10 protein-coding genes and 1 tRNA gene are annotated in these 13660 nt (G+C 67.2%); 1 reads left to right on the top strand and 10 read right to left on the bottom strand.

The features are described from left to right. Positions 1 to 161: 161 nt before the first annotated feature. The 5 genes from DL991_RS12735 to DL991_RS12715 all read right to left on the bottom strand — a co-directional run bounded on the left by DL991_RS12735 (position 162) and on the right by DL991_RS12715 (position 5961). Positions 162 to 235, bottom strand: a tRNA-Pro gene (locus DL991_RS12735). A gap of 138 nt (positions 236 to 373) precedes the next feature. Continuing rightward, entirely contained in the window at positions 374 to 1543 is a 1170-nt protein-coding gene (locus tag DL991_RS12730) for an alginate lyase family protein (RefSeq protein WP_125784255.1), read from the bottom strand. A gap of 190 nt (positions 1544 to 1733) precedes the next feature. Beyond that, complete coding sequence (locus DL991_RS12725; protein WP_125784744.1) at positions 1734 to 3950, bottom strand: glycosyl hydrolase family 18 protein; 2217 nt, start codon at positions 3948 to 3950, stop codon at positions 1734 to 1736. 304 nt (positions 3951 to 4254) lie between these two features. Then, positions 4255 to 5034 (bottom strand): enoyl-CoA hydratase/isomerase family protein, encoded by a 780-nt coding sequence (locus tag DL991_RS12720; RefSeq protein WP_125784253.1) that lies wholly within the window; start codon positions 5032 to 5034, stop codon positions 4255 to 4257. A gap of 36 nt (positions 5035 to 5070) precedes the next feature. Then, positions 5071 to 5961: a PaaX family transcriptional regulator C-terminal domain-containing protein gene (locus DL991_RS12715; RefSeq protein ID WP_125784251.1), complete on the bottom strand. Its 891-nt coding sequence runs from the start codon at positions 5959 to 5961 to the stop codon at positions 5071 to 5073. A gap of 146 nt (positions 5962 to 6107) precedes the next feature. On the opposite strand from DL991_RS12715, the gene DL991_RS12710 reads away from it, so the two are divergent. Continuing rightward, complete coding sequence (locus tag DL991_RS12710; protein WP_125784249.1) at positions 6108 to 7745, top strand: ABC-F family ATP-binding cassette domain-containing protein; 1638 nt, start codon at positions 6108 to 6110, stop codon at positions 7743 to 7745. 27 nt (positions 7746 to 7772) lie between these two features. Here DL991_RS12710 and DL991_RS12705 read toward each other — a convergent pair whose 3' ends face one another. The 5 genes from DL991_RS12705 to DL991_RS12685 all read right to left on the bottom strand — a co-directional run bounded on the left by DL991_RS12705 (position 7773) and on the right by DL991_RS12685 (position 13656). Beyond that, positions 7773 to 8603, bottom strand: coding sequence for a carbohydrate ABC transporter permease (locus DL991_RS12705; protein ID WP_125784247.1), 831 nt, complete (start codon positions 8601 to 8603; stop codon positions 7773 to 7775). Continuing rightward, entirely contained in the window at positions 8600 to 9487 is an 888-nt protein-coding gene (locus tag DL991_RS12700; protein ID WP_233598812.1) for a carbohydrate ABC transporter permease, read from the bottom strand. Before DL991_RS12700 ends, DL991_RS12705 begins: the two co-directional genes overlap by 4 nt. Positions 9488 to 9494: 7 nt before the next feature. Continuing rightward, entirely contained in the window at positions 9495 to 10766 is a 1272-nt protein-coding gene (locus DL991_RS12695) for an extracellular solute-binding protein (protein ID WP_125784245.1), read from the bottom strand. A 125-nt stretch (positions 10767 to 10891) separates the two neighbouring features. Further along, on the bottom strand, positions 10892 to 12997 hold the full coding sequence (locus DL991_RS12690) for an alpha-galactosidase (RefSeq protein WP_125784243.1): 2106 nt from the start codon (positions 12995 to 12997) through the stop codon (positions 10892 to 10894). Between the two features lie 221 nt (positions 12998 to 13218). Beyond that, positions 13219 to 13656 carry a PPOX class F420-dependent oxidoreductase gene (locus DL991_RS12685; protein WP_125784241.1) on the bottom strand — a complete coding sequence of 146 codons (438 nt, stop codon included), beginning with the start codon at positions 13654 to 13656 and terminating at the stop codon, positions 13219 to 13221. Between the last annotated feature and the right edge of the window lie 4 nt (positions 13657 to 13660).

Below are 13660 nucleotides of genomic sequence, written 5' to 3'. Positions count from 1 at the left end.
GGGAAGCGCGAGAGCGGCCTGCGATGTAGGAGTGGAGCCTCTGCGAACCAGAACCGGTCCACAGGGACTTCACCTCAAGACTATCGGCCTGGTTTTGAGCCTGAACAAGAAAGAACCCCTGGCCTGTACCTGAGGTACAAGCCAGGGGCTTCGTCTTCCGGTCGGGCTGACAGGATTCGAACCTGCGACCCCTTGACCCCCAGTCAAGTGCGCTACCAAACTGCGCCACAGCCCGGACCCGCGCTCCGTGGAGTGCGATGTGAGTACTTTAGCGGGTCCCGAACAGGCGCTTGCAAGCAGGGGTCACTGTGTGTCTGAGCTGCGGAAACGGACCGTGAGGGCCGCCCTGTCGCATTCGGGCGGCCCGCACGGGTCACTGTGGGTTGCCGGCGTGGGTGAGGGTCTGCCAGGACACGAAGAGGTTGTTGGTGCCGGCCGGGCGCTGGCGCAGGGTGAGGGCCTCGGTGTTGCTCATGGTGTGCCCGAGGCGGGTGTGGAGGTGGTTGTACCCGACTTCGGTGATCGGGCCGAGGCCGAGCTTCAGGTCGCCGCCGCAGAGCCACGACGGGACGGCCGCGCCCAGCTGGTACTTCGCGTGGAAGCCGAGGCCTTCGCGGAGGCGGTCGGCGATCTCGGGGTAGAGGTCCTGGCCCTGGATGCGGGTGGTCTCGGCGAAGTTCGCGATGGCGGCGAGGCCGTAGCCGGTGTGGGTGAAGTCGCGGCATGTCTCTTGGGAGAGGCCGTTGACGAACGTCGTCTGGCCTTGCCAGTACTTCACGATCTTGTCGCGGGTGTCCAGGCCGCTGCCGGGCGCGGTCTTCGGGAGCGCGCCGTCGCTGGTCAGGTAGAGGTAGGCGGGGACGCGGGTGCGGAACTTCGCGACCGCCTTGTCGTAGGTCGCCTTGTCGTCGAGGAACACGGCGATGCCGATCGCGGCTTCGGTCATGCTGAGTTCCCAGTTTCCGTTGCTGTGACTGCCGTTGATCACCTCGGGCAGGTACACGTTCCGGAGCATGGTGCCGAAGCGGCCGGAGTTCGGCCAGCTCGCATAGGTGTGCTTGATGATCTCCGCGGCGCGCGGCCACGAGGAGGCCGACCACGCGGACTGTAGGGGAGCGTTGCTGTTCGTGTGGTCTTTCAGTACCGCGGACCAGGCGTCCATGATCTCGATCGCCTTGGTCGCGTATTTCGCGTCGCGCGTGACATACCAGGCCAGCGAAAGGGAATACGCGGCGATCGCGTCTTGCCGCTCATCGGTACAGCCGATGTTCGGATTCGAATACGAACCGCATTCGACGATGGCGCGCGGTTTCGGTGACCGGGACAGTGACACGTACGAATTCGACATCATCGCGTCGTAGGCTTGTTTCCACGGTTGCGCGCCTGCCTGGACCTTGGCGCGGACGAAGTCCAGTTGCGGGCGGCTGACCAGCACTCCGGGATGGGTGAAGGTGGCGGGCGCGGCCTGAGTTGGGGCGCTGAAAAGGCCTAGCGCCAAGGGGACGAGGGTGGTCAGGGCGAGCAGTTTCCTCGGTAGGGACATGGTTCTCCTCGGGCGGGTGTGAGCCAGGTCACCGGCGGCGCGCGATTCAGTGTCGTGGTCTGAATCAGCCGCGTCAAGACCTTTGTTCGCCTCGAAAAGAAAGAGATCCCGTGCTGTTCAGCGGGCTGAACGAATAGTGGCCATTGCGGTGCCGGGGTGCCGGTGACGAACACCGGCACCCCGGGAACCGTCACTTCAGCGAATTGTCCACTGTGGTCATGAGGGATCCGGTGTCACCCGACATCTCCCAGGCCATGACTCCGAGCAGTCCTCTGGTCTTGAGCCAGGCGATCTTCTGCTGGATGGACCAGGCGTCGTCGAAGGTCCACCATTGCCCGCCGTTGCCGGTGTAGCACGATGTGGCCACTGCCGCGGTGTCGTGCTGGACGGCGCAGTTGGGGACACTGGCCAAGAGATTCGCGTAGCCACGAGTACCTGCTTCCTCGGCGAACTGGCCGGGCGCGGCTCCTGTCGCGCTCTGCCATTCGCCCTTCTTGCCGCCGTCCGCGACCCCTTGCCAGCCTCTCCCGTAGAACGCGAGCCCGAGGGTCAGTTTCCGTGGATTGGCCCCTGCCTCGGTGTAGGCGTTGATCGCTGATTCGACACTGAACTTGAAGTTGTACGGATCGTCCGCGTCGGCGTAGAGGTTGCCCTGATGGCCGGTGCGGTTCGGCTCCCACGAGTTGTCGCTGCCCGAGCCGTGGAAGTCGTAGCCTTGCACGTTCGCGACGTCGAGGTAGTCGAAGATCTTCGGGATCTCCCAGCCGCCCTTGACCTTCGCCGGGTCGGCGGGGGTGAACGCCTGCAGTTCGTACCGCTTGCCGGTGGTCGCGCCGTAGGCGTCCATCTGCGTGCGGAATTCGGCCAGCAGTGCGGTCAGGTTCGTCTTGTCGTTGGCGCTCCAGTGGTTTCCGGGGTGTCCGTCGGGGCTGCCCGGCCACTCCCAGTCGATGTCGATGCCGTCGAAGATGCCCGCGGCCGTACCCGGGCCGCCCGCTCCGCCGTACGCCTTGATGTTGCCCTTCAGGTAGGTGTCGATGCACGACGCGACGAACTTCTGCCGCGACGCGGCGGTGGCCGCGACGTCGGAGAAGTACTTCGAGTAGGTCCAGCCACCCAGCGAGATGAGGATCTTCAGGTTGGGGTGCTTGACTTTGAGCTTCTTCAGCTGGTTGAAGTTGCCGCGCAGCGTTTCCCAGCCGGTGTCGCCGACACCGTCGACGGACTGGGCGGCGGACATCGGCCGTGAGTAGTCGGCTTCCGCGTCGCCCGCGCCGTCACCCTGGTTCGGGTCCTGCGGATTGGGCGTCGTTCCCTTGGTGACACCCGACAGGCAGGTGTGGTTGACCGGGTCGATGTTCCCGAAGGCGTACAGCAGATGGGTCAGCTTGGCGGCCGATCCATTGGTCACCATGTTCTTCACGAAGAACTGGCGGCCGTAGATGCCCCACTGGACGAAGTAGCCGACCCGGGCGTACCCGTTCACGATGTCGCCGGTGCGAGCGCTGACGGCCGCGCTCGCCGCGGAGACGTTGTCGTACCCGTCGCGGGCTTTGACCGTGAAAGAGTACGAAGTGGACGGTGAAAGCCCGCTCACCGTCGCGGTCGTCCCGGTCACCGTCGTGGCGAGGGTCGTACCGCGGTAGACGTCGTAGGAAACGACGCCGGTGTTGTCCGTCGACGCGTTCCACGCCAGCGCGACGGAGCCCGACGTGACCGCGGTCGAGCGGAGGTTCGACGGCGCGGTCGGCGCCTGGGTGTCGTCGCCCGGGTTGTTGGTGGTCACCGCGAGCGCCGGGGTGGGCGGCGACTTGGCGTCCTTCCGGTCCTTGGCGACGACGGTGAAGCTGTAGGCCGTGTTCGGCGTCAGCCCGGTGATCCTCGCTTCGGTACCGGTGATCGACGCCGCCAGCGTGGTGCCCTGGTAGACGTCGTAGCCGGCGACGGGCAGCGAGCCCGGTGCCGACGCGTTCCAGGCCAGCGCGGCGGTCGTGGTCGTCTTCGCCACGAGTCGCAGGTTGGCCGGGGTCGACGGTGGTGTGTCGCCCGAGCCGTCGCAGTTCGCGTCGTCGATCCGGCACGTGGTCGGGTTGACGGCCGAACTGAGCCGGAAGGAGGGGCTGTAGGGGTAGGTCGAACGGCCCGGCGCGAGCGATTTGATGTAGAACGCCGGGGAGAGGGTGACCTGGTCGCCCGTCTGGGAGACCGTGGCGTGGGAGCCGCTCGTGGCGGTGACGCCGGCGGGGACGGTGAAGGTGATGGACCAGTCGGCGACGGTTTCGCTGCTGGGGTTGGTGACGGTGTACTCACCATTGGTTCCGGTCAGGGTGAAGGCGGCGCGGAGGCGGCCCGCCGCCAATGCCGGATTGCCCGCGGCTACCAAGAGCCCGGCGGCGAGGAGTGTCACGGTGAATGCGCTGAGTAGTCGTTTTCCGGTGCGTCTCATGGCGGTTCTCTCCAAAAGAGGCGGCGAGACTGACCTGCTCTGAAAATGGCGCGTGTGGTCTAGACCACGCTTGAATGTAGCGCGGAGCCGATAAAAGGTCTAGACCGATTCGTCGGTCATGAACCACCAGGCCGGGGCGCTCGGCGGAATCCTCCGCCGAGGTGGGAACGGCGTGCGGTCGGCTGCCGGAAGAACCTCTGCCGAAACGAAAACCGCAGCGCCGCTGGAGAAGCGGCGCTGCGGTATCGGGGTCGTGCGGGCCGGCTCAGCGGCCGGTGAAGGTCGCCTTGCCCGGGCCGTCCGCGAGGAACGACTTCACCGCGCCGCGCAGGTCCTCGGTGTCGAAGAGTCCGGCGGCGATCGTCGTGATGTGCTCGTTGGCCTCGGCGACGCCGCCGTGCTCGTAGTGCTCGAGGACCTTCTTGGTGGCCGCGTGCGCCTTTGTCGGCCCCTGCGCGAGGTCGGTCGTGAAGGTGCGCACGGCCTCGTCGAAGCCGTCGATCGGGAACACCCGGTTCACCACGTTCCAGCGTTCGAGTGTCGCGGCGTCGTAGGTCGCACCGGTCATCACGAACTCCTTGGCGCGGCCGACGCCGGCACGGGCGGCGAGCCGCTGTGTGCCGCCCATGGTCGGGGTCAGGCCGACGACGCGTTCGACCAGGCCGAATTTGGCCTTCTCGCTGGCGAGAATGATGTCGCAGGCTACAGCCACCTCGAAGGCCCAGGTCAGGCACAGACCGTGGGCGGCGAACACGGTGGGGAACGGGAGGGCGGCGATCCGGTCGGGGATCGCCAGCATCTCGTCGAAGAGCACCTTCGCTTCGGCCGCGCTCGCCTGTGCGTCGAACAGGGAGACGTCGACGCCGCCGCTGACGATCTTCCCCTCGGCCCGGATCAACGCCGCGCGCGGCGGCGTGGCCTCCAGTTCGCCGATCGCCTCGCCCAGTTCCCGCTGGAGTTCCGCGGTGTAGAGGTTCAGCGGCGGCGAAGCGATGGTCAGGACGGCGATGTCGCCCTCGCGGTCGAGGCGGATCGAGGTGGCCAAGACGGAAGTCCCTCCGCTAGATCGTTTTCCGTGACCCTAGCCGGAGGAGTCCGCGAGTTCGTCCCATTGTGCCTGTGCTTCTGGTCGCCATTCGACGTGCTTGCGGTGGAAGAGTTCCGCCGCGCGCACGCCACTCCAACCGTCGGGAAGGAGTTTCAGCGGAAGACGCGGATCGAGGAACGGGAAGCTGCGCCATTCGTGGACGAGTTCGGTTTGCGCGCGCAGGACGCCACGCTCACCTGAAGGCCGCAAACCGGTGAAGCGGTCGATGAAGTCTTCATAGCGGTCCTTAAGTTCGCTCAGGTCCCAGGACCGCGCGACCATCGTCTCCTGGTCGCCGACGTCGCCATAGGCGGCGGTGAACGACATCGCCTGCGCGTCGAGGCCGAGTTCCTGCACGATCTGCTGGGCCTCCCGCTGGCGGCTGAGATCCGGGCTGACCCAGACACCCGCCACCGGCGAGCCGAACCCGGCCCACGTCAGGCGCGTGCGCAGCCGGTGCCGAAGGTCCCTCTTCGCTTCGGGGACCGACACGATCAACATCAGCCAGCGGCCGTCCCACGCCTTCTCTTCGTTGCCGAAGGCGTAGATCCGTTCCGCGCCTTCGGTCAAAAGGCGCCTGCCTGGTGGAGTGAGCGACCAGCGCACTCTTCGTCCGACGCGTTCGGAGACGACCCAGCCCTCGGCGGAGGAACGGGCGAGCGCCTGCCGTGCGGACTTTTCCTCGATGTCGAGCACGCGCAGCGCCTCGACCAGCGTCGACGTCCAGATGGGCCGGTCACGGGGCAGGACGTATTCGCCGAGGATCGTCATCAACAAGGATCGCGCGCTGGCGTGACTGACTTCCCGCCGCCTGCTCAACGTCGGCCTACGGGTACCGCCTTTCTGCTGGTGGACGACGGGGACCTGGGTGGCGGAATCCGCCATTTGCTGTCACCGACCTCAATGCTCAGGGGTTCGTTCGGGTCCAGAAGAACAACCAGGTTACCCACGTTCCGTGATCGCTTGGATACTTGCCACTCTTCCGAGGGACCACGAGCTGTTCAATCGGTCCCCGTAGACTTACCGATCTCATGAGCGCCACACTCGTTGCCAAGGATCTCGCCGCCGGCCACGGCGACCGTCTGCTGTTCTCCGGTCTCGACCTGGTCGTCGCCCCGGGCGAAGTGATCGGTCTCGTCGGCGTCAACGGCGCGGGCAAGTCGACTCTGCTGAAGACCCTCGGCGGCCTCGTACCGCCGGAAGAGGGCAGCGTCCGGCTGAACCCGCCGACGGCCACCGTCGGTCACCTCCCGCAGGAGCCGGAACGTCGTGAGGGTGAGTCCGTCCGCGCGTTCCTCTCGCGCCGTACCGGAGTCACCGCCGCCCAAGCCGAACTCGACGCCGCCACCGAAGCGCTCACCGCGGGCGAACCCGGCGCGGACGACGCCTACGGTCTGGCCCTCGACCGCTGGCTCGCGCTCGGTGGCGCCGATCTGGACGACCGTGCGGGCGAGGTCGTCGCGGATCTCGGGCTCACCGTCAGCCTCGACCAGCCGATGATGTCGCTGTCCGGCGGGCAGGCGGCCCGGGCGGGGATGGCCTCGCTGCTGCTGAGCCGGTACGACATCTTCCTGCTCGACGAGCCGACCAACGACCTCGACCTCGACGGCCTGGACCGGCTCGAGCGGTTCGTGACCGGGCTGCGCGCCGGGACCGTGCTGGTCAGCCACGACCGGGAGTTCCTCGCCCGCACCGTCGACCGCGTCGTCGAACTCGATTACGCACAGCAGCAGGTGCGGACCTACGGCGGCGGTTACGAGTCCTATCTGGAGGAACGTGCCGTCGCGCGGCGGCACGCGCGTGAGGAGTACGAGGAGTTCGCGAACACCAAGGCCTCGCTCGAAGCGCGGGGCTCGATGCAGCGTTCGTGGATGGAGAAGGGCGTCAAGAACGCCCGCCGCAAGGCCACCGACAACGACAAGGTGGGCCGCAAGTTCCGGAGCGAGGCGACGGAGAAGCAGGCGTCGAAGGCCCGGCAGACCGACCGCATGATCGAGCGGCTCGACGTCGTCGAGGAACCGCGCAAGGAATGGGAACTGCGGATGGAGATCGCCGCGGCGCCCCGGGCGGGCGCGGTCGTGGCGACCTTGCGCGGCGCGGTCGTGCGGCGGGGTGAATTCACCCTCGGTCCGGTGGACCTGCAGATCGACTGGGCGGACAAGGTCGCGATCACCGGGGCCAACGGCGCCGGGAAGTCGACCCTGCTCGGCGCCCTGCTCGGGCGGGTCCCGGTCGACGAAGGCGCCGCGTCGCTCGGCTCCGGTGTCGTGGTCGGCGAGGTCGACCAGGCACGGAAGCTGTTCCTCGGCGACCTTCCGCTCGTCGAGGCGTTCGCCCGTGAGGTCCCGGAACTCGCCGACGCCGACGTCCGGACGCTGCTGGCGAAGTTCGGGCTCAAGGCCGCGCACGTCCTGCGCTCGGCGGCCACGCTGTCGCCGGGGGAGCGGACCCGGTCGGCGCTGGCGCTGCTGCAGGCGCGCGGGGTGAACCTGCTGGTGCTGGACGAGCCGACGAACCACCTCGACCTGCCCGCGATCGAGCAGCTGGAGTCGGCGCTGTCGGAGTATCCGGGGACGCTGCTGCTGGTGACACACGACCGGCGGATGCTCGACGCGGTGGCGACGACGCGGCGGCTGGAAGTCGCCGACGGGAAGGTCGCCGAGCTCTGAGCAATCAGATGACTGATTGCTTGGAGGTCAGCCCTTGGTGGCGCCGCCGGTGAGTCCCTTCACGAACTGCTTCTGCAAGGCCAGATAGAAGATCAGCACCGGCAGTGTGGCCAGGAACATCAGCGCGAACACGCTGCCGAGGTCCGTCTGGTACTGGCCGATCGAGCGGTAGATCCCGGTGGTGATCGTGGTGCCCTGGCTGGGCCCGAGGATGATCAACGGGTCGATGAAGTCGTTCCAGATCCACACCCCGAGGAAGATCAGCACGCTCGCCGTCGCCGGGCGCAGCAGCGGGAACACGATCCGCCAGAACACCTGCGCGCGGCTCGCCCCGTCGAGCCGCGCGGCCTCCTCGAGTTCCACCGGTACCCCGCGGATGAATCCGGTGAACACGAAAACGCCGAACGGCACGTAGTAACCGACGTTGAACAGCACCAAGCCCTGCAGCGTCGCCATCAACCCGGTCAGGCGCAGCACCTCGGTGACCGGGATCAGGATCACCTGGGGAGGGATCATCAAGCCCGCCAACAGGATCAGAGTGAGCACCTTGGTCCATCGCCGGTCCGAACGTGCCAGGTAGTGCCCGAGCATCGCGGAAAGCACGGTCAGCACCAGGATCGACAGCAGGGTGACGAGCATGCTGTTCGCCAGGCTCACCCAGAACAGGCCGTCGGGCCGGGTGAGCACGGCGTGGATGTTGGCCGGCGTCGGTGGCAGCGGGACCGACGCCGGCTCCTCGGCGATCCGATCGCCGGGTTTGAACACGTTGACGAGCACGTAGTACAGCGGCACGAAGAAGATCGCGCTCACCAGGATCGCCGAGGCGGGCCGCAGCCACGAACCGTCCTTCGTGGTCACAGGTCGACCTCCCGCCGCCGCAGAAACCGCAGCACGATCGTGGTCAGCGTCGCCACGATCACCAGCATCACCACGGCCATCGCGGACGCGTAGCCGACGTGATTCGCGTCGAGGCCGGTGGCGAGGACGTCGAACGCGATGGTGGCGGTGGTCCCCGAACCCGGCCCGCCGTTGGTGACCACCTTGACGTGGTCGTAGGTCTTGAACGCCGAGATCAGCAGCACGACGGTGTTGATCGTCAGTGACGGGGCGAGCAGCGGCCAGGTCACCGCGCGGAACCGCCGGACCGGTCCGGCGCCGTCGATCTCCGCCGCCTCCAGCAGTTCGGCGGGCACGCCTTGCAGCCCGGCGAGGTACACGACCACGCAGAACCCCAGCATCTGCCAGCACACGATCGAAGCCAGCGAGTACAGCGCGAGGTCCGGATCCGAAAGCCAGCCAGGCGGATGCTCGACGCCGAGGGCGCGGAGCGCGTCGTTGACCGGCCCCCGGTCGTCGAGCAGCTTCGTCCAGATGATGCTGACCACGACCGAGCTGAGGATCACGGGCGTGAAGAACACGCTCCGCAAAGCGTTGTACAGCCAGCCTTTCCGGTCGAGCAGCAGGGCGACGCCGAGTCCGAGCACGTTCGGCACGACCACGACGATCACGGTCAGGATCGTGGTGACCCGGAGCGCGGTCAGGAACTGCTCGTCCTGGAACAGCAGCCGGTAGTTCTCGAGACCCACGAATTCCGCGGGCGGATCGAACGGGTTGTGGTTCGTCAGGCTGTAGCCGAAGCTGATGAGGATCGGCGCCATGACGAAGCAGAGGTAGATGACGACACCGGGTGCGCCGAACGAGGCGAAATGCCACACCCTCGGCAGGATCGGTTTCCTCCCCATCGTGGTGTCAGCGCGCCTTCGCCCACTCGGTGTCCAGGAACGCGCACGCGTCGGACACCGTCTTGCGGCCGATGATGACGTCCTGCGCGGCCTGGTAGACCTTGTCCTTCATCCCCGGCAGAAGCCCGTCGTCGGCGGTTTCCCAGGTGAAGGCGTTGACGACGGCGTTCTTCGCGACGGCTTCTTTGTAGAGCTCGTAGCCCGCCTTGAAGACCGGGCCGACGTCGGAAGGCGGCGTGTAGCCCTTGATCGCGGGGAACAGACCGTCGGCCTTGACCGAGGCATCGATCTGTTCCTTGTCGAGCTGGAACGCGAGCGCGAACTTCCTTGCCGCGTCGAGGTGCGGCGACTTCGCGTTGACGACGATGCCGCCACCGGTATAGGCGGGCACGACAAGTTTCCCGTCCTCGGAAGGGAAGTTGAAGACACCGATCTCGAAAGAAGGCTTCTTGGCATCGGCGCTGGCGGCGAACCAGTTGCCCATCGGGTACATCGCGCCTTCGCCGTTGAGGAAGGCCGCCTCGGTCGCCGAATAGTCCCGCGAGACCTGCGTCTTGTCGATGTACCCCTTGGCCACCAGATCGGCGAACTTGCCGAACGCCTGCTGGAAGGCCGGGTCGCTGAACCTGACCTTGTCGGCCCGCCGCTGGGAAAGCCAGTCCGGTGTCTTGCCGTAGACCTCGACGCTGACCAGGCCGTCCAGCAGCATCGCGGACGGGAAGCCTTCCTTGCCTCCGCCGATGGTGAACGGCTTGATGCCCTTCGTCTTCAGCTTCTCCGATGCGGCAAGCAGTTCCGCCCAGGTCTTCGGCGGTGACGTGATCCCGGCGTCGGTGAAGAGCTTCTTGTTGTAGTAGATCGGCGGGATGGTCTGGGTGTTGGCGGGAAGCTGGTGATGCCCGCCTTTGATCGGGTTGGCGCCGGGGAACTGGAAGTCCTTGAGTTCCTCGGGCGTCCACGCGTAGAGGTTGCCCGATTCGGCGAAACCGGCCGAGTCGACGGCGATCGCCACGTCGGGGAACTGGCCGGACTGCAGCAGTTGCTTGGCGTAGCCGGTGCGGTCGGTCGACGGGGCGACCAGTTTCTTCACGCTGAGGCCGGGATTGCGGTCCGTGACGCGTTTGATGGCGGAGTCCCAATAGGACGGTGGAAGGTTCGGCGTCTCGAAGGTCAGGAACGAGATCTCGCTGCCGGAACCGCCCGTGCCGCCGCCCACGGTGCAGCCGGTGAGGCTCGCGGCGAGGAGCAGTGCCGCTCCCAACGCGAAGGACCTTCTCATGCCCCAGCCACCCTTCTCGCGGCTCACATACGACGGGCATTCGATCGGATGTCTAGGGGGATGTCAAGCGGTCAGTGCCGTCTTCCGTTGCCAAAAATGCGCGATACATCTGATCTCTTGAGCACTCACAGCTTGGTCAGCCGGATCACCACACTGGCGAAATCGCCGTCCGGCAGACCTGGGAACAGGCCGTGTGCCAGGAGGGGGGCGCCGTGCCACACCTTTCCGGTGTCCTCATCGCGGTAGCGGGCGGTGGGGTCGAGGCCGTCGAGCCGGACCGGTCGTTCGGGAGTGTGGAAATGTGCCGCTTGCCGGAACACGAACACGACCGCACGCTCACCGTCGGCCGCCACGTACTGCAGAGCGGAGACGCCGTCGCCGGTCGGCGGCACGAGACGGTAGAGCTCGCCGTGCTGGACGACCGGCCGGATCTCCTTGTACAGCGCGATCTGTCCGCGCGCGTACTCGAGTTCCTCCTCGGACCAATCGACGATGTCGCCGCCGATGCCGAGCACTCCGGCCATCGCGACGTGGAACCGGAAGCGCAGCGGTGTGGACCGGTGGGTGACGAAGTTGGGGTCGTCGGTGACCCACGCCGACATCGCGCGCGCCGGATACACCTGGCCGTAGCCGTGCTGGATGACAAGCCTGTCGAGCGCGTCGGTGTTGTCCGAGGTCCAGACCTGATCCGTCCTGGCCATGATCCCGAGATCGATCCGGCCGCCACCGCCGCTGCACGCTTCGATCCGCAGCCCGGGGTGGCGGGCGCGCAGTCGGTCCATGATCGCGTAGACCGCGTGAGTGTGCTCCACCCACAGCCGGTCCGGATCAGCGTCGGCGGGCCAGCCCGCCTCGCTGAACGGGCGATTCATGTCCCATTTCAGGAAGTCGATCCCGTGCTCGCCGACGAGCGAGTCGAGCGTGCCGAACGCCCACTCGGCGACGTCCGGGCGGGCGAAATTGAGCACCAGCTGGTTTCGCAGCTCCGAGCGTGTCCTTTGTGGATGGTGCAGGACCCAGTCCGGATGCGCGCGGTACAGGTCGCTGTCCGGATTGACCATTTCGGGTTCGACCCAGAGCCCGAACTTCATGCCGAGGCGGTGCACTTCGCCGATCAGCGGTTCGAGACCGGTCGGGAACTTGTCGCGGTTGACATGCCAATCGCCGAGACCGGCGTGGTCGCCGTTCCGGGCACCGAACCAGCCGTCGTCCATCACGAACAGTTCGACCCCGATGGCCGCCGCTTTCGCCGCCAGCTTCCGCTGTCCGTCTTCGGTGACGTCGAAACCCGTGGCTTCCCAGGAGTTGTAGAGCACCGGCCGGAGTTCGCCGGGATACGGGAGGACATGGCCGATCGTGTACGCGTGCCATGCTCGGCTCGCGGCGCCGAATCCGCCCTCGGTGTACAAGCCGGCGAAGACCGGCGTGGTGAGCGTGTCGCCGGGTGCGAGCCGGGGGACGACGCCGTCCTGGCCGGAGCCGCCGGTCACGGTGAGACGGCCGGCGGACGAGCGGGTGGTGGTGATCCGCCACGAACCGCTCCACGCGAGCGCCGCGCTGTAGACCTCGCCGTGCCTTTCGGTCGCTTCGCCGTCGTCGAGCATCACCCACGGGTTGGCATGGTGGCTGGTGATGCCGCGCCTGCTGCCGAAGTTGGTTTCGCCGTGGGGCACCGGCTCCCGGAGCAACCGGCTCTCCGCGGCCCAGCCACCGACGACGTGGCTGACCCGGTAGTCCGGCCGGAACGGCACGGCCCACGTCGCCGAGTCGGCGCGGATTATCTCGATCGGGCCTTCGGTGCCGTCGTGGGTGAGTTCGGTCCAGCGTTCGACGACGTCGGTGCCGTCCGGGACGCGGTAGCCGAGCGTGATGCGCAACGGGTAGTGCCGATCGCGGAAATGGACGAGCAGTCGTCCGCCGTCGATGTCGTGGGAGACGTACCGCCATTCGAGGGCGCGGGTCCCGTCGGCGAACCGGACCTGGAGGGCGGGGGTCCAGTACCGGGTGCCGCCGTCGGCGGCGAGTTCGTCCAGGCCCTCGTTGGGATCGTTGAAGGAGTCCCAGCGCGTCAGGGGCAAGGGGAGGAGGTCGGCGACCTGGTCCGGCGTGAGAGCGGGGCCCCAGTAGACGTGGGCGGGGGTGTCGTCCTCGGCCAGTCTGAGCGCGTAGCTCGTGGCCGCCGTGCGGATGAGCCAGGAACGGGTGCTCGCGTCGAAAACGATCTCGGTCACCGGGCCATCCTGACGCCGAACGGGGGCCGCGGCCAGTGGCTCCCGCTCGGCGGTACATCGGGCTGCTCTGCCAGGGGCCTGCCCGATGGTCGCCCGGTCACCCTCCCCGAGGAATCACGAGACCCTCTGTCCCGATTCCCGCATCGTCACGACGTCGTGACGGTCCCGGATCTTGATGCCACCCCACTCGGCCCCTGCCGTGACACCGGCGCCAGAAGCACTCAGCCGCCGACCTTCGCGATCGCCACGATGTTCTCCGGCCGCACGCGCACGATCACCTTCCCCGGTGACGTCGCGTAGGCCAGCCAGCCCTCGATCGCCTCCTGCCCGGCCTCCCCGAGATACCGCTGAGCGATCAGCGTCGAACCCTGCCGGACCCCCTCGGGCTCCGGAACGATCTCCGCGACACCCTCCACACTCACGAACGAGTAGGGCGGGGCGGGGTCCTCGACGACCACCGAAACACGCGGATTCTCCTTGAGCGCCTTGCCTTTGACGGTGTCGGCGCCCAGGTTGACCAGGATGTCGTCCCCGTCGAGGGCGAACCAGACCGGGACCGCGTGCGGCCTGCCGTCCGGGCGGACCGTCGCGAAGACGGCGTTGCGGGTGCCTTCGGCGAGAAAGGCGCGGCGCTGTTCGTCGGTCATCTTCTCCGGCATCGCT

Origin of the sequence: Amycolatopsis sp. WAC 01375 (genome assembly GCF_003947325.1) — a bacterium.
GTDB lineage: Bacteria > Actinomycetota > Actinomycetes > Mycobacteriales > Pseudonocardiaceae > Amycolatopsis.
Note: the sequence above shows the minus strand (reverse complement) of the source record. Positions and strands in the feature narration are given on the sequence as shown.

Coding starts and splice junctions, on each gene's coding strand:
- DL991_RS12710 (WP_125784249.1), top strand. CDS start 6,108: ATGAGCGCCACACTCGTTGCCAAGGATCTCGCCGCCGGCCACGGCGAC.
- DL991_RS12700 (WP_233598812.1), bottom strand. CDS start 9,487: ATGGGGAGGAAACCGATCCTGCCGAGGGTGTGGCATTTCGCCTCGTTC.
- DL991_RS12715 (WP_125784251.1), bottom strand. CDS start 5,961: ATGGCGGATTCCGCCACCCAGGTCCCCGTCGTCCACCAGCAGAAAGGC.
- DL991_RS12685 (WP_125784241.1), bottom strand. CDS start 13,656: ATGCCGGAGAAGATGACCGACGAACAGCGCCGCGCCTTTCTCGCCGAA.
- DL991_RS12730 (WP_125784255.1), bottom strand. CDS start 1,543: ATGTCCCTACCGAGGAAACTGCTCGCCCTGACCACCCTCGTCCCCTTG.
- DL991_RS12695 (WP_125784245.1), bottom strand. CDS start 10,766: ATGAGAAGGTCCTTCGCGTTGGGAGCGGCACTGCTCCTCGCCGCGAGC.